This is a genomic window from Gilliamella sp. ESL0441 (assembly GCF_019469185.1).
In the GTDB taxonomy this organism is placed as follows: Bacteria; Pseudomonadota; Gammaproteobacteria; order Enterobacterales; family Orbaceae; genus Gilliamella.
Genome location: NZ_CP048264.1, coordinates 1383680 through 1409731, shown reverse-complemented (window position 1 = coordinate 1409731; position 26052 = coordinate 1383680). Strand labels below are relative to the sequence as shown.

The window sequence follows — 26052 nt, the reverse complement described above, 5'->3', positions numbered from 1 at the left end:
TTTAACTTAATAGTACAAATATAAAACTCTTTTACGGACTAAAAAAGCCGTATAAATTTTGTTGATAAATCCGAATAGAGTATCTTTGAGCCGTAAACGGTCTAAAAAATATTTTTAAAATAATTTTCCAATGGACATATCAGCGATAAGACAGGGTTTAAGCATAACGGCAGTACTGGCACATTACGGGTTGAGAACGGATAAGAACCAAAGATTAAACTGTCCGTTCCATAACGACAAAACGCCCAGTATGCAGGTGTATGAAAAGACAGGTACAGTATATTGTTTTAGTAGCAATTGCAAAACACACGGCAAAGCAATAGACGTAATAGATTTTATCCTGTACAAAGAAAGCTGCACCAAGCACGAAGCCATAGAAAAAGCAAAAACAATGATAAATAGCGGGTTAATATTGAATAATGTAAAGCAAGGAACAGCACCAAAAGAAGAACCACCAACAGACCCAAGCATCTTACAGCACTTAGAAAAAACCTTTGCCTCATCGGTATGGCACAGCGAACCGGCGAAGCAGTACTGCAAGCAAAGAGCCTTGAACATAGAAAAGCTGAAAGGCTTTATCGGCTTCAATAGCGGGCAGTTCCACCACAGCAGCAGAAAAGATCAAAGCCTGATAGCACAATGCGTAAACATAGGGATGCTGCAACCATTGCAAAGAACCAATAACCAAACAGGCGAAAACGTAAGCTATAAAGTATTTGCAAAGCACTGCCTTACCTTTATGCTCCGGGACAAAACCGGAAACCCTGTAAGTCTTTACGGACGGAGCATCCACAATAACAGCGAGAGCAAACATTTTTACTTAAAGAACCGCAGGGGCTTATATCCGAATTATCCCAAACCGGAAACTACCAAGCTGATACTGACTGAAAGCATTATAGATGCAGCTTCGCTAATACAGATAAAAGAAACTGTGCAAAATGCTTGTCAGACTGAGCTTGTCGAAGTCCTTGCCCTGTACGGAACCAACGGCTTAACGGACGAACACACCGAAGCGGTGAGCCAATTACAGCAACTGGATGAAATCATTTTTATGCTCGACAATGATGCAGCAGGCAAACAAGCGACAGCAAAGCATTGTAAAACATTACAAACCTTGTTACCCAACATAACATATACTACAGTAGAGCTGCCTAATAAAGATGTAAATGAAACGCTGCAACTGCACGAAGATGAAACCATTTTTATAAAACTACTACAGGAAAGAAAATCTGTAAGTATTGATACGCCAGCATTACAGCCAAAAGCAAGTGATTTTTTTGTTTCATCTGAAAAAGAAAAAACAACTGAAAACAAACCAACAAAAAGCAATCATTTAAGCCTTGAAAACATCAACACCCTGATAGCGCAAAGCGGTATTGTAGGCGAAGAAGTTACAAAAACTTCATATCTATAGCTCAAAAATTGAAACGTTAGCAGGAATAGAAAAACTCCCTTTGAATAGCTTATCTTTGGTTCGGAACAACGCTTTAGAAAATATAGAAGCCATAAAATAACTCAAAAAATTGAATGGTTTACTGATTGAAAAGTGCAAAAAAATTACTGATTACACTTTACTAGATAGCTTAAAAAAGAAAGTGGATATACGAATTATTAAATAACTAATTCAAAATTACTATCCTAAATTTTGTGTATTTATCCACTAAAGGTAATGGCTGATTCTGTCTCTAAGTTCTGAATATTCTAAAACGGGCTTTATCATATTGGAGTTGAATTTGATACTTTTGAAGCTAAAAAATGATTATGATAGGAGTATAGAGAAAAAGCTCTTCAACAAAGAGCTAAAAGCAAAAATAGAGTGTAATTAAATGATTATTCCTATGTTTAATGAATGTGCTATAAAATTAACAATTGAAGATATTCAAGAAGTTGAAAATCAAATAAATTTTAACTTTCCAAAAGACTTTAAAGATCATTATTTTAAATATAATGGTGGAATTTCTTCAAAGACCTATTTTTACATAGAAGAATATGAAACTTTTGTGGAAATTAGCCGTTTTAGATCAATTAAGTATAAGACAGATTCAGATGATCTTAGAATCGAAGATATCTACCAAATTTTATCTATAGAAAAAAATATTATACCAACAAATATGCTGCCTTTTGCTATGGATTGGGGTGGAAATTTATTTTGTATGAATGTAGAGACTGAAGATATTTACATTATTTATCTAGATTTAGGAGAAGTTAATGAATCAAATGGAAGTATAAGGTTTTTAATAAATGGGTTTTCTAATTTTTTAAATAATTTAGAAGAAAATATAGATGAATAGATAAAATATTAAGAAAATCCAACTCATTTAAGTTGGATTTTCTATTTTAAGCGTTAAGTTATTAAAGCGAAATTCATAAATCTTTCAGAGGTTAATAAATTGACTTATTAGATACCTTCATAATCATCTAAATGAATAAATCTCACGCCAGTGGGGTTCAATTCTTTGATTTTTTCAACGACAGATTCATGGTATAAATACATACCTGGTTCTTCAAGTAATCTCCATCCTAAACGTCTATTTAATGGTATCTTTCTTAAAGCATCCTTGTCTAAAACAATTTTATCGAAAAAATAAAGCTCGCAATCTTCATCATATTCATATTCTGAATTTTCTTTATCTAGTGCTTCATAAGTATTATCATCAACGAAAACACAGTAATAATCTTCAATATATCCACCTTTACGATCTGAAAGTTTTAGAGGAACGATACGCACACCTTCCATGTTCATAGCCATCATTGCTTCAGCGACTCTTTTACTAACAAAATCTTTAGCACCAGTGTGATAATCTGCTAAAACCGGACGGCGAGGCAATGGATCGCCTAACTCGGCTTCAAGGATATCATCATGTTCTTCACATATGTCAAACATCGGGTAAGCTTCATCATCTTGGCTTTCCATAAAATAGTACTCAAAATTGTTTTCATTATTAGTGTTTTTCATGCCTTATCCCTTATAAATTTTATAATTTATGTTTTAATGAATATCGATATTTAGTATTTGTATACTAATTTCTATACAACTCTGCTTATATAGTGGTGTAAATCATAACACTTTTCATAATGTTACATTGTAAAAAATTGTTTTTATTGAAAAATAATTTTAATTAAGACATTAAAAAAATTTAAAAAAACTTTCGAGATAACCCAAAATGACGGTGATATGAAAGCGTTCAGGAAGGTTAACCTAATAATAAATTTAGTCGTTAAAATTAATAAAAATTTAAGTGAAAATATTATGGATAGAATAATTTGAAATATTTAAGAAGCAATGTTAGATAAAATATCTATAATAAATAATGATATTTTCGATGCGCGCAATAAAAATATAAAAAAGAAGTACATTAACACCTACTTTTATTTCTGAATTATTATGATGAAGACAAAATGCTGTGGAATTAGATTAATAAATACTACACAAATCTTAAAGATAATAGCTAAATAAAAATAAAGCCAACGGTTAGGTTGGCTCTATTTTTTAAACAATCTATCTAAAGCTATAGTTTTTATGAGTCTTGCTGATAAACTGTTTTACCACCAACAATAGTCGTTAATACTTTCACATTTTGCATATCGGTTGCTGGAATGGTAAATGGATTGCGATCTAAGATGATCAAATCAGCAAATTTACCTTTTTCAATTGAGCCAATATACTCATCTTGTTTTAGCACATAAGCAGCGCCAATGGTTGCGCAGCGTAAAACTTCGGTCGCGGTTAAATTACGGTCACTGTTTAAACGTGGGTGCTGTGCATCAATTTGTCGGGTCATGGCTATTTGAAAATCATACCATTCATTTAGTGGATCAATTGGCCAATCGCTACCAAAGGCGCAGTTGACGCCTGCATCGATATATTGTCCGTGGGCTTCTAAACCGTTATAGCGTTTTTCGCCAAATAGTGTTTGGTATTGTTCAACCATGGCGTCGCTACAGCCAGCCCATTGGAATGAAAACACTACACAAGCATTTAATTGCTTATACCTTGCATATTGATGCGCAGCACTAAGTTCATTGTGCGCCGTGCTAGGGCGGATATCGGCATCAGGTAATGCTTGGCGCATTTTTTCAATTGCATCAAGCACTACTTCAATGGCACCTTCACCAACAGTATGCATATGAGGGTGAAAACCGGCACGAGAGGACTCTAAAATTAAAGCATTTAGCATCTCAGTTGAATAGTACAAATCACCATAACGATCTTTTTCATCTTCAAGCTGATAAGGTTGCAATAGTCTTGCTGTCATTAATGGTGCTTGCATTACCCCGTCAACAAACAGTTTAGTATGTGAAATTTTAATACCGGGCTTAGGCTGCCAATTTTTATCATCATAACGGTTTGCAAACTGTTTAACTTTTTCGAGTAATGCCGGAATAGCTTCAATGGATGTCACATCATCTGGCGGTAACTCTCGTGCACCAAATAACCGAATGGTAAGTTGATCTTGCTGTTGCAACTTCAAAAAGGCATCGGCTTGCGTTTCGGTTATCCGAGCGTCCATCACGGCTGTTACGCCTTGTTTGTTTAATTCGGCTTGTGCTAATTTAGCAATATGTGCGGCTTGTTCTTCCGTCAGTTTTGATATGCTATCAAAAGCTCGCATAGCCGGTGCATCTTCTAAAATGCCATTAAGTTCACCGTCTTGTGTTCTGCCAATTTTTCCATCTGTCGGTTCGGGTGTGTTTCTATCCAAACCAAATTTTTGCAACGCAATACTATTAGCAACTAACGTATGACAATCGTTAGAAAAAAGGATTACCGGTCGCTGAGTATTGAGTTTATCCAGATCGAAGCGGGTAATATCGGTACCAATTGGTAACACTTCTTGCCTTAACCAGCCTCGAACTTGTAGCCATTGTGTGCTATTATTCTGACTGTCTTTATCCAAGTGTTTTTGAATAATTGCTAAAGTATCCTCAACGGTTAAACTTTGATAATTCAAATTACATGAGGTCAATTGCATGCCACCCCAAAAAGTATGAAGGTGTGAGTCGATTATCCCCGGCATCATCGTTTTACCATGAAGATCGTAAATTGCTGTATCATTATCAACATAGTGATGGCTATTTATTTCATCTGTGGAGCCTGTTGCTATTATGTAACCATTTTTGATTGCTATCGCTTCACAAACTGTATCTTTTTTATCTGCTGTATAAATATAGCCATTAATATAAATAACATCAGCTTTAACCATTATTTTTGATTCCTTAAATAAAGAACGATATAAAAGGTGAACGATACCAGATTTATAAAAAATTTGTCAAATGCAATAATTTTCTTTATTGTGTAAAACGATTATGCTACATATAATCTCTATAGTTACAGCGTCACAAGGTGAACAAATGAAATATCAACAACTCGAAAACCTTGAATGTGGTTGGAAGTGGCACTATTTAGTAAAAAAACATCTAGAGGGCGAGCCAATAACTCGCTATATTGAAAAAAGTGCTGCTCAACATGCCGTAAATGAATTATTACTGTTAGAACATAATCCAACAAGCGTTGTTGATTGGATAAAATCGCATTTGAATCCCGATTTAGATAATCGCATGAAGCAGACTATACGGGCAAAACGAAAACGACATTTTAACGCAGAACAACAATATACACGGAAGAAGTCCATCGATTTGGAATTTTTAGTTTGGCAACGCTTAGCGAATTTAGCTAAACGCCGTGGTTGTACGTTGTCACAAACCATTACGCAACTTATTGAAGATGCTGAGCAAAAAGAACAATATGCGACAAAAGTATCAACAATAAAAGATGATTTACTGTCACTTCTTGATGTGAAGCGTAACAGTAAATAACACAAACTACAGGATAAATAGGTTTAATTATGGGAAAATCCCTTGTTATTGTGGAATCACCAGCTAAAGCAAAAACAATTAATAAATATCTTGGCAAAGAGTATGTTGTAAAATCAAGTGTGGGGCATATTCGAGATTTACCCGTTAGTGGTAGTAGCCAACGCGCTGAGAAAACGACTAAAGATAAAGCCGAGAAGAAAGTAAAACGCTCAGAAAAAGAAGCGTTAGTCAGTCGCATGAGCGTAGATCCTTATCATGGTTGGAAAGCACATTATGAGATTCTACCCGGTAAGGAACGTGTTGTATCAGAACTTAAAAAATTGGCTAAAGATGCCGATATGATTTACCTCGCAACCGACTTGGATAGAGAAGGGGAAGCTATCGCCTGGCATTTAAAAGATGTGATTGGTGGCGATGACAATAAGTACCGTCGTGTAGTATTTAACGAAATTACGAAAACAGCCATTAAAAATGCATTTAATAAACCATCTATGTTAGATATGGATCGGGTAAATGCTCAGCAGGCTCGTCGCTTTATGGATCGGGTTGTGGGCTTTATGCTTTCGCCATTACTTTGGAAAAAAGTGGCTCGAGGTTTATCTGCGGGGCGTGTCCAATCGGTTGCTGTTAGACTTGTCGTTGAACGTGAGCGTGAAATTCATGCCTTTATTCCCGAAGAGTATTGGGATCTGTATGCTGATTTAATGACGCAGAATAAAGCGCAATTAACGTTACAAGTGACACATTATAAAAATGAAGCATTTGAGCCAAAAGATAAAGTAGCGATCGATATTGCATTGGCTGAACTTAATAAAAGCCAGTACCATGTTACCAATATTGAAGAAAAACCAACCAAAAGCAATCCGACAGCACCCTTTATTACCTCCACTTTGCAACAGGCAGCAAGTACCCGTTTAGGGTTTGGTGTTAAAAAGACGATGATGTTAGCTCAGCGTCTTTATGAAGCAGGTTATATCACCTATATGCGTACGGATTCAACCAATTTAAGTCAAGATGCATTGACTATGGTGCGTGATTATATTGGTCAGAATTTTGGGGATAAATACCTGCCAAAATCTGCTAATGTTTACAGCAGTAAAAAGAATTCGCAAGAGGCGCATGAAGCCATTCGTCCATCAGATGTAACAATACTGGCTGATAAGCTTAGCGATGTTGACGCTGATGCGTGCAAACTCTATCAGCTTATTTGGCGACAGTTTGTTGCTTGTCAAATGACCGCTGCCGAATACAATTCCACCACAATCACCGTAAAAGCGGGAGATTTTATTTTAAAAGCGAAGGGACGTACATTACGCTTTGATGGTTGGACAAAAGTGCAACCTCAATTATCAAAAAATAGTGACGATAAAATTTTACCGGCGGTTAATGTCGATGATAAATTGGATTTAATCAGCTTAAATCCGAATCAACACTTTACTAAACCACCTGCACGTTATAATGAAGCGTCATTAGTAAAAGAGCTTGAAAAGCGTGAAATAGGACGACCATCAACTTATGCAACGATCATTTCAACTATTCAAGATCGGGGCTATGTACGTTTAGATAATCGTCGTTTTTATGCTGAAAAAATTGGTGAAATTGTTACAGATCGCTTAAATGAGAATTTTAATGATCTTATGAGCTATGATTTCACGGCACGCATGGAAGATGCACTGGATGAAATTGCCAATAAAAAACAAGAATGGCGAGAAGTACTCGATCAGTTTTTTAGTGATTTTAGTAAACATCTGGAAATTGCTGAACAAACGCCAGACAAAGGGGGAATGCAATTAAATCCTTTAGTCTTAACGCCAGAAATAACCTGTCCAAATTGTGGACGTGAAATGGGCATTAAAACGGCTGGGACGGGTGTGTTCCTTGCTTGTTCCGGTTATGCATTACCGCCTAAAGAGCGTTGTAAGCAAACAATTAACTTAATCCCAGAACATGAAACCCTAAATATTTTAGAAGAGTCAGAAACAGCCGAAACTGATGCGTTAAGAGCTCGTAAGCGTTGTCCTAAATGTCACACGGCAATGGATAGTTATCTGCTTGATAATGAGCGAAAACTACATATTTGTGGTAATAATCCAATTTGTGATGGATCGCTTGTTGAAAAAGGTAACTTCAAAGTCAAAAGCTATGAAGGCCCTATTATTGAATGTGAAAAATGTGGATCTGAAATGCATCTCAAATCAGGACGTTTTGGTCTATACATGGGATGTACCAATCCAGATTGTAAAAATACGCGTAAGATCTTAAAAAATGGTGATGTTGCACCGCCAAAAGAAGATCCGGTCGATTTGCCTGAACTTAAATGTACTAAGTCAGATGCACACTTTGTACTACGTGATGGCGCATCGGGAATCTTCCTTGCTGCACACAATTTTCCAAAATCAAGGGAAACACGTGCACCATTGATTGAAGAGTTACAGCGTTTTAAAGATCGTTTACCCGAAAAATTTATGTATTTAACTGAAGCACCAAGTAAAGATCCTGATGGTAACCCATCAATTGTGCGTTTTAGTCGTAAAAGCAAACAGCAATATGTCACATCAGAAGTAAATGGCAAATCAACTGGTTGGGTAATGCAATACGTCGACGGCAAATGGATCAATAGTAAAAAATAGGTAAGAACGCCTGAATGATTGTTAATATCATTCAGGTTAAGTATACGTTTTAGTATAAAGTCGTGTGTTTGTTTGTGCTAAAGTGTGAAAGGAATTACCTTATAATTTCCCTCTTTTTAATACGTATTAATCAAGAGGGAAGTGTATAGAGTTAAAGGAGCCTTTGTCATGAAATTGCAACAATTACGTTATATTGTCGAAGTGGTGAACAACGATCTCAATGTTTCGCTAACCTCCGAAAAACTTTATACATCGCAGCCTGGTATAAGCAAACAGATTAAATTATTAGAGGATGAATTAGGCGTCCAAATTTTTACCCGTGTAGGAAAACATCTTTCAGAAGTGACACCGGTAGGCGAAAAAATCATTGCATTAGCTAAAGAAATCCTCAATAAATCGAAAGATATCAAAATTATTGCTAAAGAGTTCAGTCAGCCAAATCAAGGTTCTTTAACCATCACAACAACCTATACGCAAGCCCGTTATACCTTGCCAGTTGTCATCCAAAAGTTTATGCAACAGTATCCTCATATTATTTTGCACATGGAGCAAGGATCGTCTCAACAATGTCTATTGCAAGCGCAAACCGGTCAAGCTGATTTTGCGATAATTACCGATCTTTCGCAGTTAAGTGATGATATGATCGCTTTACCTTGCTACCATTGGAATCAAGCTGTGATTGTCATGAAGGATCATCCTTTGGCTAAAAGTAATATGATTTCAATTGAAGAGTTATCAAAATATCCTTTAGTCAGCTATGATTTTTCTAATGATGGATCAGATTTAAATCAGGCGTTTATTAATGCCAAACAATTACCCAATATTGTATTTAGCACAACAGATGCGGATTTAATTAAAACTTATGTTAAATTGGGTGTAGGGGTTGGCATTGTGGCGAAAATGGCAGTCAATGAAAACATCGATAGCGATTTTGTCGTGCTTAATGCAGGTCATATATTTCCTTATAGTACAACTTATATTGCCTTTGCTCGGTCACTCTTTTTACGTAGCTATATGTACGATTTCATCAGTCAATTTTCACCCCATTTAAATAGACAAACGGTTGATAGACTGATTCTTTGTGATAACAATGTTGAAGTACAAGCGATGTTTAATGGTGTGAAATTGCCAATTTGTTAGGTCATTGATGACTGACATTCGGTAAATTATTCCGAATAAATATTGAGTAAAGTGCGAGGTTTTCGCACTTTATTGTATCGTTTTATTTGTGTCTAGCTTTTAGTATACCGATAACATCTTGAAGGGACAGATTTTGATCTTGTAATAAAACTAACAAATGATAGATCAGATCCGCTGACTCATTTTTAAGTTCTTCTCGGTCATGTACGGTGGCAGCCAGCGCGGTTTCAACGCCTTCTTCGCCCACTTTTTGCGCTATACGCTTGGTGCCATCATGATAAAGTTTTGCGGTATATGATGACTGAGGATCGGCATTTTTACGTGCAGCAAGCAACTGTTCTAATTGATATAAAAACCCCCATACCGTTTTTGCCTTAGCAAAGCAACTGTTGCTACCGGTATGACACGTAGCGCCAATTGGATCCACTAAAATCAGTAGGGTATCGTTATCACAATCGGTTGAAATGCTTTTTACATTTAAAAAATGTCCTGAGGTTTCGCCTTTCGTCCATAGCCGTTTTTTAGTTCGTGAATAGAAGGTTACTTTTCCACTAGTTTGGGTTTGTTTAAGGGCTTCTGGCGTCATGTAGCCAAGCATTAACACATCACCTGAAACATAGTGTTGAATAATAACAGGCATTAAGTTATTCACTTTTTGCCAATCAAGCTGACTCGCGTCTAATTGGTTGTCTGAATTGGAAACTAACATAATCGAATCTCTACTCCGTGGTTAGCTAAATACTGTTTAAGTTCTGCAATATTAATAATTTGTTTATGAAATACTGACGCAGCCAAAGCACCATCCACACCAGCATCTTGAAAAGCATCTAAAAAGTGCGTCATTGTGCCTGCACCACCTGAAGCAATTAATGGAACATGGCAAACTTTGCGTATCGTTTTTAGTTGTTTAAGATCATACCCATGACGAACGCCATCTTGATTCATCATATTGAGTACGATTTCACCGGCGCCTCGTTTCTGCACTTCCTTAACCCAATCTAGGGTATTCCATTTGGTTGCAACGGTACGTTTTTCATCGCCCGTAAATTGATAGACATGGTAGTTGTCAGTTTCTTGGTCGTACCAAGTATCAATCCCAACTACAATACACTGCACACCATAACAATTGGCTAACTCCGTAATTAAATCAGGGTTAGCTAAAGCAGGGGAGTTAATCGATATTTTATCCGCACCAAAGGTTAATATTTGCCCGGCATCTTCGACGGTTTTAATACCGCCAGCCACACAAAAAGGAATATCAATCACTTCTGCAACTTTGGCAACCCAACTTTTATCGACCACACGCCCGTCAGAAGATGCTGTTATGTCATAAAAAACCAGCTCGTCAGCACCTTCTTCAGCATATCTTTTGGCTAGAGGTACAATATCGCCGATGATCTCATGATTGCGAAACTGTACCCCTTTGACCACTTGACCGTCACGAACATCTAAACAAGGGATTATCCTTTTTGCCAGCATGAAATTGCCTCCTGAACTGTAAATTTACCTTCAAGCAATGCACGACCGACAATTACACCGGCAACACCACTTTCTTGTAGTGCTTGTACGTCTGTTAATTGTCCGATTCCCCCCGATGCTTGAAACGCGATTTGTGGAAATTGTTGACTTATTTCTTGATAGAGTTTCACATTGGAACCACTAAGTGTCCCATCTTTAGATATATCGGTACAAAGCACATGTTTCAAACCATAAGGTAGATAATCGTCAATCACCTGCTCAAGTGTTTGATTCGAATTCTCTTGCCAACCATGAATAGCGACATATTTGTTACCTTGCTCATCAATTCGTACATCGAGCGCTAACACTAATGCATCTGCACCATAAGTGTTAAACCATTGCTTAACAAGTTGAGGTTGTTTAATGGCTGTTGAACCGATGACTACTCGAGTGGCACCTGCGGCAAGTAGGGCTTTGATATCCTCTTCTGTACGAATACCTCCACCAACTTGAACGGGAACTTGTACACCCGCAATTAAGGTTTTAATTAAGGATATTTGTCGAGCATTGGGATCTTTTGCGCCGGTTAAATCAACAAGATGTAACAGCTTGGCTCCTTGGTTTTGATAGTCTTGTAATCTCAGTAGTGGGTTATTGCCATAATCACGTTTGAGATCATAATCACCTTGATGTAATCGAACAACAGTGCCATCGATTAAATCCAGTGCAGGTATGATAGTAGGATAGGCACTCATGACTACATCTCCAGAAAGTTTTTGAGCAATTTTGCACCGGCTAAGCCAGAACGCTCGGGATGAAATTGAACACCGTAAAAGTTGTCTTTTTGCACGGCAGCGGTAAAGTTTTCGCCGTAATTGGTTTCTGCAATAGTTGCTGAGCATAATGGCATCGCGTATCCATGAACAAAGTAAAAATAAGCACCATCTGGAATATCTCGAAATAGATGATGTCCGGCTTTTGGGTAGACTTTATTCCACCCCATATGAGGCAGTGGTAGTCCACAATCGGGGATTTTAATCACTTTTTCGTTTATTATTCCCAATGTATCAACATGACCTTCATTACTGTACTGAGCCAATAATTGCATGCCAAGGCAAATGCCTAAAACAGGTTGGGTGCACACTTTAATAAGCTCGACTAAGTTGCGTTCTTTTAATTTCTGCATTGCAGCTGAAGCTGAACCAACACCCGGTAACAAAAGCTTATCAGAGTTAAGCACGATATCAGGTTCCAGACTGATAATAGGTTGGTATCCTAATCTTTCAATCGCATATTTAACCGAAGAAAGATTAGCGCAACCCGTATCTAAAATCACAATGTTCATTACAACACTCCTTTTGAACTGGGTAATCTGTCACTTTCGATTTTGATCGCTTGTTTTAACGTTCGGGCAAAAGCTTTAAATAGACTTTCCACTTTATGATGATCGTTATCGCCTTCGGTTTCGATATGTAGGGTAATACCCATGGCATAACTTATGGAGTAAAAAAAGTGTTCAACCATTTGCGTACTCATATCGCCCACCTTTTGATGAGAAAATTGCGCATTGAATTTCAAATAAGGACGACCAGATATATCCATTGAACATTTCGCTAAACATTCATCCATAGGAATTACCGACGCATAGCGAGCAATACCTCGTTTATCGCCAAGGGCAATTTTCAATGCTTCGCCTAGAGCAAGTCCTGTATCTTCAATAGTATGATGATCATCAACATGCAAATCACCTTTCACTTGGATATTAAGCTTAATTCCTCCATGGGTCGCAATTTGGTCAAGCATATGATCAAAAAAACCGATGCCGGTATTGATTTGGCTTCCACCTTGTCGGTCTAACCAAACTTCAACCAGTATGTTGGTTTCTTTGGTGTGTCGTTCAACTTTTGCATAACGATCGGCTGTGGTTAATCGTTGCGCAATCTCGTTCCAATTTAAATGTGTTGGGTGATAATGGAGTCCATTAATTCCCATATTTTCAGCGAGTTGTATATCTGTGACCCTGTCACCTATAACATAACTATTGGTTTTATCTAATTTACCGCTAGACAAATAAGGTAGCACTAATTGAATTTTGGGTTTTCGACATTGGCAATTATCTTCAGGAAAATGCGGACAGATAAGTACTTCTTCAAAGTTCACACCTTGTGATTGAAAGATTTGCATCATTAGATTATGTGGACCATCAAAATCAGCTTGTGGGTAGCGACTGGTTCCTAGTCCATCTTGATTGGTCACCATGACCAATTTAAAGCCTGCGGCTTGTAGTTTGAGTAACGCCGGTATGACATTAGGCTCAAAAGCAAGTTTTTCAAAACGATCAACTTGGAAATCAATAGGCGGTTCAGTAATTAAGGTACCATCCCGATCGATAAATAAATATTTTTGTAACATGATGACTCCTATTCTATCGTTTTAAGTGCTGTTATAACCGCATCACATTCAATTTGAGTACCAATGGAAATGCGTATAATGTTTTTTTGACCCATTGATTTACTTTGATCTCGTAAAATAATTCCTTGATTCCAAAGGTTATTAAAGACATCTTTATCATCTTGAAATTTAACACACAAATAGTTAGACCAGCTTGGGTAAACTTTTTCAACCAGGGATAATTGGGTGAGTTGATCGGCAAATTTTTGTTTTTGGTCATTAAGATATTGAACATTTAACTTCATCGTATTGATACCGTCTTTACTCAGTGCTTGTGCGGCAATATCTGCTACAGGTGTGGCTAATGGATAAGGGGCAATGACTTTTTGAAGAGTATCAATGACGGGTTTGTTCGCAATCGTAAATCCACAGCGTAACCCTGCTAATGCAAATGCTTTAGATAAAGTTCGTAAAATCACTAAGTGTGGATAATTAGTTAGCCAACTGACTACCGATGATTGTGGTGAAAATTCAATATAAGCTTCATCAATAACAACTAAAGCACGGTCTTGGGCCATATTAAGCAGGGATTTAATATCTTCAGCGTTGATCAAATTACCAGTTGGGTTATTCGGTGAACAGACATAAATTAACTTAACATTCTCAAGATTTTGTTCAATACCGTTAAGATCGAGTTGCCAATCTTTTGTTGTCGGAACGATCTTAGTTTTTATACCCAATGTTTCAGCACTAACTTGGTACATACCATATGTCGGCGGACAATATAAAATACTATCTTGTTCAGGCTCGCAAAATGCTCGCATCAAAAGTTCAATCGCTTCATCTGCTCCTCGACTGACAAGTAATTGATCGGGTTGTACACCGGCATATTGTGCATAGCCCCTAATCACTTGCTGTGGTTGCGGTTCCGGATAACGATTTAATGTTTGCTGTGTTAACTCAAAATGTGGCGCAACAGGGTATTCATTTGCATTAAGCCAAACATCACCTTGACCGCCAATACGTCTAGCGGATTGGTAGGGTGTCAATTTTTGTATATTTTTTCTCACTAATTGATTAATATCCATTTGCTATACCTACCTTTGATTCGTTTGATTTAATACAGCTAAACGCAATGTAACAGCTTGTTTGTGTGCTGTGAGTTGTTCTGCTTGCGCCATTAGTTCTACTGCGTTACCAATGGCTTTTAACCCTTCAGGTGTTAACTTTTGAACTGTCATCCGTTTTTGAAAGTCAGCTAATCCTAAACTGGAGTAGGTAGCAGTGTAACCATAAGTCGGTAATACATGGTTAGTACCCGACGCATAATCGCCAGCTGATTCAGGCGACCAGTCACCAAGAAAAATAGAGCCAGCACTGGTTATCTGATCGACAAGTTCATCGGCATTTTGGGTTTGAATGATTAAATGTTCTGGCCCATAACGATTACTGATTGCAACGCATTGTTCTAAATCTTGAGTGACAATAAGTCGACTTGCTTGTAACGCTTTCTCGGCAATAGCTTGCCGTGATAATTGTGCAAGCTGCTTATCGACTTCTAATGATACTGCTTGAGCCATTTTTTCATCGGGAGTAAGGAGTACAACTTGTGAATCGGGGCCGTGTTCAGCTTGTGATAACAAATCAGCAGCAATAAATGCAGGATTAGCTGAACTATCTGCAATAACGAGCACTTCGGATGGCCCCGCAGGCATATCAATTGCAGCACCATCAAGGCGTTGGCTTACCTGACGTTTTGCTTCTGTTACATAAGCATTACCGGGGCCAAAAATTTTGTCTACTTTAGGCACAGACTCTGTACCAAATGCCATGGCAGCAATAGCTTGGGCACCACCTAGTTGATAAATTTCGGTAACGCCACACAGCTCAGCGGCATATAAGATCTCATCCGCTATTGGTGGGGGTGAACAAAGTATCACTTTGCGACAACCTGCAATATTAGCGGGTATGGCAAGCATCAATACGGTAGATAACAACGGCGCAGATCCCCCTGGAATATAGAGTCCAACTGAATTGATTGGTCGGGTTACAAGTTGACATGTAATGCCGGGCATTGTTTCAACAGTTACTGTCTGTTTAACCTGCGCTTGATGAAATTTTTTAATATTGCCAACAGCTAATTGCATAGCTTGTTTTAAATCAGGATTAACCCGATCGATTGCCATTTTAATTTCACTGTTGCTTAATTTAATCTGATTAATTTGAACTTTATCAAACTTGTTACTTAAGGCTTTTAACGCTTCGTCACCATATTGCTTAACTTGATCTAAAATATCTGCAACAGATTGACTAATTGAGTCTGATGCAGTCATAGCTGGACGAGTCAATAAAGCGGTTTGTTCTTGTTCTGAACATTGTTGCCAATAAGAGAGTTTCATACTTTACTCCATCATCTTTTCAATTGGTAATACAAGAATTGAGCTTGCACCTAATGCTTTTAGTTTTTCCATGGTTTCCCAAAATAGCGATTCACTACTAACCATATGTAACGCGACTCGATTTTGTTCGCCAGTTAGCGGTAATATTGTTGGATTTTCAGCACCCGGTAACAAGGCAACCACTTGATCTAATACCTGTGTTGGGGCATGTAACATAATATATTTTGATTCGCGAGCTTGTATTACCCCTTGAATACGTGTCATGACTTTATCAATCAGCGCTTGCTTAATTGGTGGCATTTCGCCTTGTCGTTGAATTAAACATGCTTTGGATTGATAGATAATTTCGATTTCTTGTAAACCATTCGCCTCAAGGGTGGCGCCACTTGAAACTAAATCACAAATAACATCAGCCAATCCTGCTCGAGGGGCAACTTCCACCGATCCGTTTAACAAACAAGTTTTAAATGTCACATTGTATTCAGCAAGGTAACGACGAAGTAGGTGAGGATATGTGGTGGCAATACGCAGATTATTTAAACATTCAGGGCCGGTATAATCGAAATCGCGAGGGGCAGCAATGGATAACCGACAACCGCCAAAATCTAAACGACGTAATTTCTTGTACTGAGGATTTTGCCCTTCCGCTTGTCTATCAAGTACTTCTTCTTCTAAAACATTTTCACCCACGATACCAATATCGACCACACCGTCGATAACCAGACCGGGAATATCGTCGTCACGAACACGTAAAATATCGATTGGCATATTTTCAGCAAATGCGATTAAGCGTTGTTCTTGAAGATTAATTTTAATGCCACACTGTGCCAGCAATTTTTTTGATTCATCACTTAAACGACCAGATTTTTGCATCGCAATGCGTAAACGCGAATTATCCAACATATTATTCTCCAACTTATCCAAAAAATTTATAAACCACAAACAAAAAACCCTCGGAAGTTTGATCTTCCGAGGGTTTTCTATTTGCTTTCGCGATATCACCGGAAGACCAAATGTCTTCCAGCACCAATCGCCCGAAGACTATTCAGGAATGATGGTGATGATGATGTTTAGTAATAAAAGCGCAAAAACAATTCATAAAATAAAAACCATTAAGTTGATTTATTAATCTAATTTCTGAACAAAATATAACATAAAAAGTCTGCTCGCAACTGTTTTTTTGTTTTTTTATTAAATTTTTGTAAATTTAAATTCTGTTTCAACAACGTATAAATTGTTTCTATCACAAAGCGATATCATCTTAATTTTTCGAAATTTATAGAGTATATTTTTCAGCGTGATTATGGGGTGATAATTTTTTCAACTACTGATTTACACCAAAAATTACAACAATACTCAGTCAAACAACTGGTCATTTGTGGCATGATGAGCTATATGTGTGTGGATTCAACTACACGATGTGCCAATGAACTTGGTTATCAACCGATATTAATTCATGATGCATGTACAACCCGTGATCTTGAATTTAATGATGAAATCATCCCTGCTAAAAAAGTCCATTATAGCTTTATGTCAGCATTGGCAGGATTTGCAAAAGTTATCAATTGTCATGAGTTCATACAAAAAAAGATAGATTAAATTTTGAAAAAAACAGAATGATTGGATTGAATGTCAAAGGCGCTGGAAAAACTTTCTATTATTTAATACTGCCAACGAAATAAGTTTATTTTATTGAGTATATTTCAGGAAGATATCGTTTATGTTTATGATATCTTCCTTATCAATTATTGCATCAATAAAAACGATTTATTCAAACTACTATTCAATAAGTTCAGAATATTTTTGACCTAAAACGCTATAACGACCATTGCCCAATAGTGCAAGACTGAAAGCGGTAATGACCATAAAAGCAGGGTATTCCCAACCACCACCGGTATTGCTGAATGTCCATCCATTATTAAAATGGATAACGGTGATAATGAGTAATTCAATAATGGCTAAAATAGCAATGACACGAGTTAATATACCAACTAACAGTAATGCACCGCCACCAATTTCAAAGACAATGGCGATATAACCAACAAAATCGGGAAATCCAAGTGATTCAAAATATTGTGCTGTACCAGAGGGTGTAAAGACAAGTAACTTAGTGAAACCATGAACCAAAAACATCACACCTAAAGCAATACGTAAAAATAGAGCAGCCAGATCAGTTTGATTTTGTCTCATTTTTATTTTTCCTATATTAAGTTAGAAAATAACTTCAATTGATAATCGTAAAAAATTATAAACAATGCTATTACTTGGTTAAAAATAGGATAATACAACATAGATTGTCTCATAAACGGTAATAGTTAGTAAAGTTATACCTGTTCGATTTATAAAACATTATCTGAATGAAAAGATGAATTTGCTTTTTTCTGGCAAGCTTTACATAGTTCAAATCGTTTTTATTAAATCATCAATCAAATAGATAAAAAAATGTGATTATTTAAATTGCTAGTCAAAATAAGATTGTTTAAATCATGCGTTAATATTATTGATTACTAAAGTTATATTCGTGATGGTGTATTTCATCCATAATTGTTATAAAACAATGAGCGGAATATTGTCATCGATTTAAACCTATATGGTGAAAACTTTATTCCCTGCGTTGCGTTATCATCGCAATAAAACATTAAACTGTTAAATTGATAATGTAATAGTAAAAAGCGCAGTTTTATCTGAAAAGTTTGTGATACAATGCCTTAACTATACTTTATGATTCATTTCTAACGTTAAATAATTAATACTCTCTTTTCTAACTTTAAATATTTAATACGATTCCAGTCCTTTTAAAGATTACTATTTTATGCATATCGTTCAATAAATTATTGGAGTAATACTAAAATGAATTACTATGATTTTTTAGTCATTGCCTTAAAATTATTGGTTGTCTTTATTTGCATTATTTTGTTTTTAAAAATTACCGGAAAAACATCATTGTCTCAAATGTCGAGTATCGATTTTATTGGTAACATGATTTTGGGTGGTATTGCAGGCGGTATTATCTATAACCCTAAATTAACCGTTTATGATTTTTTAATTGTATTACTCATGTGGACGGCAATAATGTACACCTCGAATTATCTGAAAAAAAATAGCCAAAATGCCAAAGCCTTTATTGTTGGTAATCCGATCGTATTAATGGATAAAGGCAAAATAAAGTTGGATGCTTTCACATCAGTAAATCTGGATATATCAAGCTTTGCCGTACTATTGCGGATGAAAAATGTCTTTAATATCAATTCTGTTGAAAAAGCGATTTTGGAGCCTAATGGACAATTAACGGTCGTTAAAAAAGGGGATAAAGATATTTCTGCTATCGTCTTAGAAAATGAAAAACCAAGAAATGATGTTTTAGAGGATTTGGGTAAAAGTGAAGCATGGTTAAAATCGAGATTATCTCGGCAGGGGTATAAAACTTATCAAGGTTTGTACTGTGTTGAATATTATAATCGACGCTTGTATGTGATTCCTAGTGATTCTGTGGATTAAATGATTCAGAACAATAATATTAAATCCCTTAACCATTTCGTTAAGGGTTAATAACCGTGAATGAAAATTTTGATTTAATTGCTATAAAGCGGAGAATTGTTTAACGATTTAGTCACAAAACTTTTTACATCAAAGTCTATCAACGTATCTTGTAGCTTTTCGGCTTCTGCCTTTGATTGACATTGCGTAAAAACACAAGCGCCCGTGCCAGTTAATCGTGTTGGAGCAAATTGCGAAAGATGAGTGATGATTGCGTTTACTTTTGGATAACGCTTGCGCACCACCACTTCACAATCGTTACTAAATTGATCTAAGGATAGCAATTCATTAACGCTTCGAACAGGTGTATCTCGCTTAAGATCAGGATCGTTAAACACCTTGACTGTTGAGATTGCAGTATTAGGGTAGGTGACCAAATACCAATATTCCGGAAATTCAACCGATTGCAACTGATCGCCAATTCCTTGTGCTAATGCTGTGTGACCATAGATAAAAATTGGTACATCGGCACCGATATTACGACCAATCTCAATCAATGTTTGGCGTGATAAATTAAGATTCCATAATTGATTAAGTGCAACTAACGTCGTTGCGGCATTCGATGATGCGCCACCCAGCCCACCACCCATAGGAATGATTTTATCAATCGCAATATCAATCCCTAACTCATGTCGACCAGTATAAGATTTTAGTCGTTGGGCAGCGAGAGTAATTAAATTTTTATCTGAAGGGATATCACTAAATTGAGTGACTAGATTAATCTTATCATCTTCACGAAGATTGAAAGATAATCTGTCACTCATATCGATAAATTGAAATAGTGTTTGCAAATTATGATAATTATCAGGACGACGCCCAGTAATATATAAAAATAAATTTAATTTAGCGGGTGAAAGCCATTGATACATGAAAAATCCTTATTACCGTAAAATCCAATTATCAATTTTTAAGCGAATTTTCTCATCATTATGTTTTAGTTCGATGGTGGCCGGAAGATCAATTTGTCTACTTTTAAACTTTCGAGTCATATAATTTGGAATTGTTAAATTCCATTTATTTGCGTTTTGCATAAATTCTGTAGAAGCTAATCTTCCCGAATTATCTAATTTAATATTAGATGTATCATCAGAAAAGCCTTTTAACCAATTGTGTAATGAATTAAGAGGAATATTGATGTTTGAAATTTTTCTCATTAAACTTTCAACATCACGGTCAGTATAATGTCTACCGTCTCTATCTATCAGTTCAGCATAGTCTGAATTGGCCTTCAAACTTACAATGTTCCCACCTAAAGGGGTAGTAATTTTAATTTCATACATTTCTTCAGATTGTTGTAAGATTAAAAATCGAGCGTAATTTCTTGATTTATCACTAAAATGAGCAATACTACCATTAACTTGAAAAGCAACGACTTGTTTGAGATCTTGCTGATGAATTTGCCATTGTTCTTCAGCGGTTGCATTATCTATATTTTTATTGATATGACAAGCAGATAATAATAAAGGCAATATAATCAGAGTGTATTTTAATTTAAACATATTATGACTCTTAGTTGTTTATATGCGTAAGGTTGAGGTTATTATAACTGATAATTGACATAATAGAAAAACTAACCACGAATTAACGTAAACTATTTTTTTATGTATAATAGGTCTATTCAAACGCTTAATAACCGATTAAGCATTATAAGTTTTGTTAAAGAAATCAAGCAATGTCAATCACAATATTAGGTGTTAATCATAAAACAGCGCCAATAGCCATAAGAGAAAAATTAGCCTTTCCTAATGAAGTTATCGAAAAAGCGCTATATAGCCTTTTTCAACATCCCTTGGTTGAAGGTTGTGTTATTTTGTCTACTTGTAATCGAACTGAAATCTATCTGAGTTATGAAAATGAAATAGATTTTCTCAAATTAAAACAAATTGTGATTAATTGGCTTGGTCACTTTCATGATTTTAATATAGAAGATTATCACCACATATTATATTGGTACCAAGGGCGACAAGCTGTCGAACATTTGATGTCTGTTGCATGTGGAATAGACTCAATGATATTGGGTGAAGCCCAAATATTAGGACAGGTCAAGCAAGCATACAGTATCGCGCAAAAAAATCATTGTTTATCTTTGAATTTAGAAAAGCTGTTTCAAACTATTTTCCATGTTGGTAAGTTAGTGCGAAGTGAAACCAATATTGGTGTTAACACAGTTTCAATCGCTTATGCAGCGTGTCTTGCTGCGCGAAATTTGTTTGCGGACACTCAACAATTAAATATTATGCTTGTTGGAGCAGGTGAAACAATTGAACTGATTGCTCGTTATTTAAAACAGCATCGTTTTAAACACGTTATCGTTGCTAATCGTACCCGAGAAAAAGCTTTAAAACTTGCAACAATGATTGATGCAGAAATCATATCATTACCAGATATAGCTAATCGGCTGAAAGATGTTGATATTGTAATTAGCTCAACAGCAAGTCCTTTACCCGTTATAGGAAAAGATATGGTTGAGCAGAGTTTACACGCTAGGAATAATCGTCCGATGCTATTTATTGATCTGGCCGTGCCACGTGATATCGAACAGGAAATTAAAAATCTCGGCAATGTTAATCTTTATACCATTGACGATTTACATAAAACAGTTGAAAACAATTTAGAACAACGTTCAATTGCAGCCAAAGAAGCACAATATATCATACATGAACAAGCAGAACATTTTATTGATTGGTTAAAAGCTCGACAAGCAGTGGATTATATCAAGCGATATCGTAGTAATGCAGAAAATATAAAAAAAGAGTTAGAAACAAAAGCGCTTAATGCTATTAGGCAAGGAGCTAATGTTGATGACGTTTTTTATCAATTTTCTCATCAATTAACCAATAAGTTAATTCATGCACCAACTCAAACATTGCTTCATGCTGCAACTCATGATTGTGATGATTGTTTTAAGGTTCTTAGCAAAAGTTTGGGATTAATAGAACATTAATTTAAGATGTTCGTAAAATGGAAGAATTAAATATTGGATCAGATTGAGTTTTTTGATATTCAAAGTCCTTGCAAACGTGTTTGTGAAACAGACAAACAAGGATATTGTAAAACATGTTATCGTTCAAGAAATGAGAGATTCAATTGGTTACAATATACAGACTCTCAAAAGCAAGAAGTGTTACGTTTATGTCGACAACGCGCTTTACGACGTTATTATTTTCTGTTGCAACAACAAAAAATCAACTCAGCTAAACAAGCAGATTCACAAATAGAACTCACTTTTTGATATGATGCAATTATCTATTTTTATTAGCATCTTGTAATCTAAATAAACTCGGAGTAGGATTTTTGTCATAACGTTAAGAGTAACATTTCAATAAGTTGATTTAGATTAATCGAGAACCCTAATATGAAAATGTGTATTGCCTGTGGTATGCCAATGACTTGTATCGCTGATTATCCATTACATGATTTATCAAAAAATTATTGTAAATATTGTGCACATGAAAATGGTTCAATGAAAAGTTTTGATGAAAAATGGCAGGAAGTGACTTTACGCTATGCCAAAAATCACAATGTTGATTATCCGATTGCGAAACAAACAGCCTATGTGATTTTAAAAAAATTACCCGCATGGAAAAGACAATGGTAGTTGATTTTTTAGGCATTCAAAGCACATTATCATAATATCAGTTGCAGTTATTGCAAAGCTTAGTATAATTGCCAACGTTTACTTATTTACACTTCTAATGCCAGTGTGGCGAAATTGGTAGACGCAGCGGATTCAAAATCCGCCGCCCTTAAAAGCGTGTCGGTTCGAGTCCGACCACTGGCACCAACTCCACAACATGTTTTATCTAAAAGTCATTTTTTTACTCAAGTTTTAATTCTCAACCTTTATTAAAAGTAGATTGTCCAATCTCTTTTCAATGTCATTTTAAATTAGAGTCTAAAAGTTTAAGGTTAATTTGCCAATCCATCTAAAAGCTTAGTCATTTTTCTTTGTAACAATAGATATAAAAAAACTTATGAAAAAATATAGAATTATTATGTCAAAGACATTACTATTAACTAACCTAAATTGAATAATAATTATTTAAAAATAAAAAAGATGAAATGCTTAAATCTATTTTCTGGGTTTTTCTTCCTATCATTATCATTAACTACCCATGCGGTTGTTGTTAATGATATAACCGGAATGACGCCAGTAGAAGTTACATCAATCGTCCAACCTGAATCTACTCAACAAGTAGCTGAACTCATCAAAAATACAGATGGACCAGTCAGTATTGCTGGTGGAAAATATAGTATGGGTGGACAGACAGCAATTAAAAATGGTATTCAAATAGATACACAAAAATTGAATCATGTGATTTCTTTTGATCCTACAGAAAAGCTGTTAACCATTGAAACGGGGGCAAACTGGCGACAAGTACAGGAATTAATTGATCCTTATAATTTATCAGTCAAAATTATGCAAAGTTATGCGAATTTTAGTATTGGTGGTTCATTAAGTGTTAATGTTCATGGACGGTATATTGGGGAAGGCCCTATTATTTTATCTGTAGAAAAGATTAAGATAGTTCTGGCAGATGGTTCAATAGTTGTGGCAAGTCCGACAGAAAACCAAGAGATTTTTTATGGTGCTATTGGGGGATATGGTGGTTTGGGAGTTATTACCGAAGTAACGTTACGACTTGCAGAAAATGTTAAAGTAAAACGAGTAAGTGATGTTATGCCAATCAAAAATTATTACCAGTACTTTGTTGAAAACATTCGTTCTGATAAAGATGCCATATTTCATAATGCAATAATTTATCCTCCTGATTATAAGAAAGTGCGTTCTGTTACCTTCAAACAAACGCAAGATCCTTTAACTATTCTGGAAAGATTAAGGCCTAATTCTCAATACTCTCGTAAACAAGAAGCACAAATTAAGTTAGTCACTTCATCTGATCTAGGCAAACACTTGCGCAAAACCTATGATTTTTTTGATTATATTAATAAGCCTGTTATGTGGCGTAACTATGAAGCTAGCTATGATGTCTCGAATCTCCATCCGATAGCAAGTAAAAATAAAAGTTTTGTTCTACAAGAATATTTTATCCCCATTGAACGATTTGATGAGTTCTATCCAGATTTGGTATCTATTCTAAAAAAACACAAAGTTAATGTGATCAATATATCTATACGTCATGCAAATCAAGATAGTGGTTCACTATTAGCTTGGGCTAAAAAAGAAGTTTTTGCCTTTGTTATTTACTATCAGCAGGCAACGGATGAGAAAAGTAAAAATGAAGTAGGAATTTGGACACGGAAGTTAATAGATCTAGCTTTAGCAAATGAAGGAAGCTATTATTTACCGTATCAGTTGCATGCAACGGTTGAACAGTTTCAGCGCGCCTATCCACAAGCGGAGCAATATTTCAAACTCAAGGATCGATTAGATCCAGATAATAAATTCAGTAATTTGTTACTGCAACGATACCGTACTGAATTGACTGACAATAAATAGTTTATTAATCCAGCGGATAACGCTCTATTTATTAATGATAATTTCAGAATATAAACTTTAAATACATGATGAAATAAAAACATATTATGATGTTAATAACAGTATTTAAAGAATATTTTTTAATTAAGGAAATAAAACTTAATGATAAACAGCATTGATTAAAAATAATTTTGTGAGATAGGGGGATTTTATGAAATATACAACATTAGGCAATACCGATATTGAAGTCTCACGTTTTTGTTTAGGATGCATGAGCTTTGGTGATCCTGCTAGTAAAATGCATGCCTGGACACTCAATTCTGCTGAAAGTGAAACAATCATCAAGCACGCACTCGATTTAGGTATTAATTTTATTGATACAGCTAATATTTACTCTGCGGGAACAAGTGAAGAATATGTAGGACAAGCTCTTAAAAAAAATATTGCTCGCGATAAAGTTATTTTAGCAACTAAAGTTTATTTTAATGAGGGGCATCTATCCAAAGGTGCTATTGAAAGAGAAATTGAAGGCTCACTCAAAAGGCTTGGAACAGATTACGTTGATTTATACATTATTCATCGTTTTGACTATAACACCCCGATCGAAGAAACCATGCAAGCTTTAGATAAACTCGTAAAAGCTGGGAAGGTGAGAGCTTTAGGTGCATCGGCAATGTATGGTTATCAATTTTATAATATGCAACTTGCAGCAGAACTAAATGGGTGGACAAAATTTGTATCGATGCAAAATCACTATAATTTATTATATCGTGAAGATGAACGTGAATTAATTCCTGTCTGTAAACAATTTAATGTTTCTTTAACGCCATATAGTCCATTAGCTGCCGGACGGCTTTCTCGGTTAGAATGGCATACCGATACTTTACGTAGTAAAACAGACCAAACGGCTATTGCTAAATATGATGGTATGGAAAAATCAGATATTAGTATAGTACAACGAGTTCATCAACTTGCTGAGAAATATAAGGTAACGATGACGCAAATAGCATTAGCTTGGCAATTTGCTCGGGGGGTGGCTTCACCAATTATCGGAGCGACTAAAACTCGGTATTTAGATGATGCAGTTGGATCACTCAAGGTCTCGTTGACAAAAGAAGATATCGATTATCTTGAAGAACTTTATAAACCTCATCCTATCGTAGGGGCATTGTAAATAAGTTTACTAGTGCCCTTTTTGGTAAATTGTAAAAATCAGCCCTAAGGCAATATTTAATGCTTT

25 protein-coding genes, 1 tRNA gene and 1 other annotated feature are annotated in these 26052 nt (G+C 35.8%); of the genes, 13 read left to right on the top strand and 13 right to left on the bottom strand.

Annotation, left to right across the window (positions count from 1 at the left end):
- The first annotated feature begins 130 nt into the window (after positions 1-130).
- The gene (locus GYM75_RS06205) at positions 131-1414 is read left to right on the top strand and encodes a toprim domain-containing protein (RefSeq protein WP_220215118.1); all 1284 of its coding nucleotides are present in this window, start codon (positions 131-133) and stop codon (positions 1412-1414) included.
- Positions 1415-1826: 412 nt separating this feature from the next.
- Positions 1827-2291 carry an SMI1/KNR4 family protein gene (locus GYM75_RS06200; protein ID WP_220215117.1) on the top strand — a complete coding sequence of 155 codons (465 nt, stop codon included), beginning with the start codon at positions 1827-1829 and terminating at the stop codon, positions 2289-2291.
- 107 nt (positions 2292-2398) lie between these two features.
- On the opposite strand, the gene GYM75_RS06195 is transcribed toward GYM75_RS06200, so the two are convergent.
- Positions 2399-2956: an imm11 family protein gene (locus GYM75_RS06195; RefSeq protein ID WP_220215116.1), complete on the bottom strand. Its 558-nt coding sequence runs from the start codon at positions 2954-2956 to the stop codon at positions 2399-2401.
- A gap of 562 nt (positions 2957-3518) precedes the next feature.
- On the bottom strand, positions 3519-5204 hold the full coding sequence (locus GYM75_RS06190; protein ID WP_220215115.1) for an amidohydrolase: 1686 nt from the start codon (positions 5202-5204) through the stop codon (positions 3519-3521).
- Between the two features lie 148 nt (positions 5205-5352).
- Between GYM75_RS06190 and matP the strand changes: the two genes are divergently transcribed.
- The 3 genes from matP to cysB all read left to right on the top strand — a co-directional run bounded on the left by matP (position 5353) and on the right by cysB (position 9587).
- On the top strand, positions 5353-5817 hold the full coding sequence (gene matP, locus GYM75_RS06185; protein ID WP_220215114.1) for a macrodomain Ter protein MatP: 465 nt from the start codon (positions 5353-5355) through the stop codon (positions 5815-5817).
- Between the two features lie 29 nt (positions 5818-5846).
- Positions 5847-8447 (top strand): type I DNA topoisomerase, encoded by a 2601-nt coding sequence (gene topA / locus GYM75_RS06180; protein ID WP_220215113.1) that lies wholly within the window; start codon positions 5847-5849, stop codon positions 8445-8447.
- Positions 8448-8615: 168 nt separating this feature from the next.
- On the top strand, positions 8616-9587 hold the full coding sequence (gene cysB, locus GYM75_RS06175) for an HTH-type transcriptional regulator CysB (RefSeq protein WP_065558285.1): 972 nt from the start codon (positions 8616-8618) through the stop codon (positions 9585-9587).
- Positions 9588-9669: 82 nt separating this feature from the next.
- On the opposite strand, the gene hisIE is transcribed toward cysB, so the two are convergent.
- Genes hisIE through hisG form a run of 8 tightly spaced genes read right to left on the bottom strand, consistent with a single transcriptional unit; the run spans position 9670 to position 16738 of the window.
- Positions 9670-10296, bottom strand: a complete 627-nt coding sequence (hisIE, locus tag GYM75_RS06170) for a bifunctional phosphoribosyl-AMP cyclohydrolase/phosphoribosyl-ATP diphosphatase HisIE (RefSeq protein ID WP_220215112.1) — start codon at positions 10294-10296, stop codon at positions 9670-9672.
- The gene (gene hisF, locus GYM75_RS06165) at positions 10290-11066 is read right to left on the bottom strand and encodes an imidazole glycerol phosphate synthase subunit HisF (protein ID WP_220215111.1); all 777 of its coding nucleotides are present in this window, start codon (positions 11064-11066) and stop codon (positions 10290-10292) included. The genes hisIE and hisF overlap by 7 nt, the downstream gene beginning before the upstream one ends.
- The gene (gene hisA / locus GYM75_RS06160; protein WP_220215110.1) at positions 11048-11800 is read right to left on the bottom strand and encodes a 1-(5-phosphoribosyl)-5-[(5-phosphoribosylamino)methylideneamino]imidazole-4-carboxamide isomerase; all 753 of its coding nucleotides are present in this window, start codon (positions 11798-11800) and stop codon (positions 11048-11050) included. The genes hisF and hisA overlap by 19 nt, the downstream gene beginning before the upstream one ends.
- Positions 11801-11802: 2 nt before the next feature.
- Positions 11803-12390: an imidazole glycerol phosphate synthase subunit HisH gene (gene hisH, locus GYM75_RS06155; protein ID WP_220215109.1), complete on the bottom strand. Its 588-nt coding sequence runs from the start codon at positions 12388-12390 to the stop codon at positions 11803-11805.
- Positions 12390-13457: a bifunctional histidinol-phosphatase/imidazoleglycerol-phosphate dehydratase HisB gene (gene hisB, locus GYM75_RS06150; RefSeq protein WP_220215108.1), complete on the bottom strand. Its 1068-nt coding sequence runs from the start codon at positions 13455-13457 to the stop codon at positions 12390-12392. Before hisB ends, hisH begins: the two co-directional genes overlap by 1 nt.
- A gap of 8 nt (positions 13458-13465) precedes the next feature.
- Positions 13466-14524: a histidinol-phosphate transaminase gene (gene hisC / locus GYM75_RS06145; protein WP_220215107.1), complete on the bottom strand. Its 1059-nt coding sequence runs from the start codon at positions 14522-14524 to the stop codon at positions 13466-13468.
- Between the two features lie 9 nt (positions 14525-14533).
- Positions 14534-15835 carry a histidinol dehydrogenase gene (gene hisD / locus GYM75_RS06140; protein ID WP_220215106.1) on the bottom strand — a complete coding sequence of 434 codons (1302 nt, stop codon included), beginning with the start codon at positions 15833-15835 and terminating at the stop codon, positions 14534-14536.
- Between the two features lie 3 nt (positions 15836-15838).
- Entirely contained in the window at positions 15839-16738 is a 900-nt protein-coding gene (hisG, locus tag GYM75_RS06135; RefSeq protein ID WP_220215105.1) for an ATP phosphoribosyltransferase, read from the bottom strand.
- Between the two features lie 38 nt (positions 16739-16776).
- Positions 16777-16902 (bottom strand) — a sequence feature (His leader region).
- 241 nt (positions 16903-17143) lie between these two features.
- Here hisG and GYM75_RS06130 point away from each other — a divergent pair.
- On the top strand, positions 17144-17434 hold the full coding sequence (locus GYM75_RS06130) for an isochorismatase family protein (RefSeq protein WP_220215104.1): 291 nt from the start codon (positions 17144-17146) through the stop codon (positions 17432-17434).
- Positions 17435-17614: 180 nt separating this feature from the next.
- Here the strand turns inward: GYM75_RS06130 and GYM75_RS06125 are convergent, their stop codons facing one another.
- Entirely contained in the window at positions 17615-18025 is a 411-nt protein-coding gene (locus tag GYM75_RS06125) for a DoxX family protein (protein WP_220215103.1), read from the bottom strand.
- 660 nt (positions 18026-18685) lie between these two features.
- On the opposite strand from GYM75_RS06125, the gene GYM75_RS06120 reads away from it, so the two are divergent.
- Positions 18686-19333, top strand: a complete 648-nt coding sequence (locus GYM75_RS06120; protein ID WP_220215102.1) for a DUF421 domain-containing protein — start codon at positions 18686-18688, stop codon at positions 19331-19333.
- Between the two features lie 74 nt (positions 19334-19407).
- On the opposite strand, the gene ispE is transcribed toward GYM75_RS06120, so the two are convergent.
- Together ispE and lolB are read right to left on the bottom strand one after the other, a co-directional pair.
- Positions 19408-20241 (bottom strand): 4-(cytidine 5'-diphospho)-2-C-methyl-D-erythritol kinase, encoded by an 834-nt coding sequence (ispE, locus tag GYM75_RS06115; RefSeq protein WP_220215101.1) that lies wholly within the window; start codon positions 20239-20241, stop codon positions 19408-19410.
- Positions 20242-20253: 12 nt separating this feature from the next.
- Positions 20254-20871, bottom strand: a complete 618-nt coding sequence (lolB, locus tag GYM75_RS06110; protein ID WP_220215100.1) for a lipoprotein insertase outer membrane protein LolB — start codon at positions 20869-20871, stop codon at positions 20254-20256.
- Positions 20872-21044: 173 nt separating this feature from the next.
- Between lolB and hemA the strand changes: the two genes are divergently transcribed.
- The 6 genes from hemA to GYM75_RS06080 all read left to right on the top strand — a co-directional run bounded on the left by hemA (position 21045) and on the right by GYM75_RS06080 (position 25986).
- Positions 21045-22316, top strand: coding sequence for a glutamyl-tRNA reductase (gene hemA / locus GYM75_RS06105; RefSeq protein WP_220215099.1), 1272 nt, complete (start codon positions 21045-21047; stop codon positions 22314-22316).
- Between the two features lie 30 nt (positions 22317-22346).
- A complete protein-coding gene (locus GYM75_RS06100; RefSeq protein ID WP_220217291.1) occupies positions 22347-22604 on the top strand; it encodes a DUF1289 domain-containing protein in 258 nt (85 codons plus the stop codon).
- A gap of 123 nt (positions 22605-22727) precedes the next feature.
- Positions 22728-22970 carry a zinc ribbon domain-containing protein gene (locus tag GYM75_RS06095; RefSeq protein ID WP_220215098.1) on the top strand — a complete coding sequence of 81 codons (243 nt, stop codon included), beginning with the start codon at positions 22728-22730 and terminating at the stop codon, positions 22968-22970.
- 99 nt (positions 22971-23069) lie between these two features.
- Positions 23070-23156 (top strand) — tRNA-Leu (locus GYM75_RS06090).
- Between the two features lie 273 nt (positions 23157-23429).
- On the top strand, positions 23430-24833 hold the full coding sequence (locus GYM75_RS06085) for an FAD-binding oxidoreductase (RefSeq protein WP_220215097.1): 1404 nt from the start codon (positions 23430-23432) through the stop codon (positions 24831-24833).
- Between the two features lie 190 nt (positions 24834-25023).
- On the top strand, positions 25024-25986 hold the full coding sequence (locus GYM75_RS06080; RefSeq protein ID WP_220215096.1) for an aldo/keto reductase: 963 nt from the start codon (positions 25024-25026) through the stop codon (positions 25984-25986).
- The last annotated feature ends 66 nt before the right edge of the window (positions 25987-26052 follow it).

What these genes read in the sequence shown, in the direction of transcription:
- GYM75_RS06205 (WP_220215118.1), top strand. Translation starts at nt 131, where the DNA reads ATGGACATATCAGCGATAAGACAGGGTTTAAGCATAACGGCAGTACTG.
- GYM75_RS06200 (WP_220215117.1), top strand. Translation starts at nt 1,827, where the DNA reads ATGATTATTCCTATGTTTAATGAATGTGCTATAAAATTAACAATTGAA.
- GYM75_RS06195 (WP_220215116.1), bottom strand. Translation starts at nt 2,956, where the DNA reads ATGAAAAACACTAATAATGAAAACAATTTTGAGTACTATTTTATGGAA.
- GYM75_RS06190 (WP_220215115.1), bottom strand. Translation starts at nt 5,204, where the DNA reads ATGGTTAAAGCTGATGTTATTTATATTAATGGCTATATTTATACAGCA.
- matP (WP_220215114.1), top strand. Translation starts at nt 5,353, where the DNA reads ATGAAATATCAACAACTCGAAAACCTTGAATGTGGTTGGAAGTGGCAC.
- topA (WP_220215113.1), top strand. Translation starts at nt 5,847, where the DNA reads ATGGGAAAATCCCTTGTTATTGTGGAATCACCAGCTAAAGCAAAAACA.
- cysB (WP_065558285.1), top strand. Translation starts at nt 8,616, where the DNA reads ATGAAATTGCAACAATTACGTTATATTGTCGAAGTGGTGAACAACGAT.
- hisIE (WP_220215112.1), bottom strand. Translation starts at nt 10,296, where the DNA reads ATGTTAGTTTCCAATTCAGACAACCAATTAGACGCGAGTCAGCTTGAT.
- hisF (WP_220215111.1), bottom strand. Translation starts at nt 11,066, where the DNA reads ATGCTGGCAAAAAGGATAATCCCTTGTTTAGATGTTCGTGACGGTCAA.
- hisA (WP_220215110.1), bottom strand. Translation starts at nt 11,800, where the DNA reads ATGAGTGCCTATCCTACTATCATACCTGCACTGGATTTAATCGATGGC.
- hisH (WP_220215109.1), bottom strand. Translation starts at nt 12,390, where the DNA reads ATGAACATTGTGATTTTAGATACGGGTTGCGCTAATCTTTCTTCGGTT.
- hisB (WP_220215108.1), bottom strand. Translation starts at nt 13,457, where the DNA reads ATGTTACAAAAATATTTATTTATCGATCGGGATGGTACCTTAATTACT.
- hisC (WP_220215107.1), bottom strand. Translation starts at nt 14,524, where the DNA reads ATGGATATTAATCAATTAGTGAGAAAAAATATACAAAAATTGACACCC.
- hisD (WP_220215106.1), bottom strand. Translation starts at nt 15,835, where the DNA reads ATGAAACTCTCTTATTGGCAACAATGTTCAGAACAAGAACAAACCGCT.
- hisG (WP_220215105.1), bottom strand. Translation starts at nt 16,738, where the DNA reads ATGTTGGATAATTCGCGTTTACGCATTGCGATGCAAAAATCTGGTCGT.
- GYM75_RS06125 (WP_220215103.1), bottom strand. Translation starts at nt 18,025, where the DNA reads ATGAGACAAAATCAAACTGATCTGGCTGCTCTATTTTTACGTATTGCT.
- GYM75_RS06120 (WP_220215102.1), top strand. Translation starts at nt 18,686, where the DNA reads ATGAATTACTATGATTTTTTAGTCATTGCCTTAAAATTATTGGTTGTC.
- ispE (WP_220215101.1), bottom strand. Translation starts at nt 20,241, where the DNA reads ATGTATCAATGGCTTTCACCCGCTAAATTAAATTTATTTTTATATATT.
- lolB (WP_220215100.1), bottom strand. Translation starts at nt 20,871, where the DNA reads ATGTTTAAATTAAAATACACTCTGATTATATTGCCTTTATTATTATCT.
- hemA (WP_220215099.1), top strand. Translation starts at nt 21,045, where the DNA reads ATGTCAATCACAATATTAGGTGTTAATCATAAAACAGCGCCAATAGCC.
- GYM75_RS06095 (WP_220215098.1), top strand. Translation starts at nt 22,728, where the DNA reads ATGAAAATGTGTATTGCCTGTGGTATGCCAATGACTTGTATCGCTGAT.
- GYM75_RS06085 (WP_220215097.1), top strand. Translation starts at nt 23,430, where the DNA reads ATGAAATGCTTAAATCTATTTTCTGGGTTTTTCTTCCTATCATTATCA.
- GYM75_RS06080 (WP_220215096.1), top strand. Translation starts at nt 25,024, where the DNA reads ATGAAATATACAACATTAGGCAATACCGATATTGAAGTCTCACGTTTT.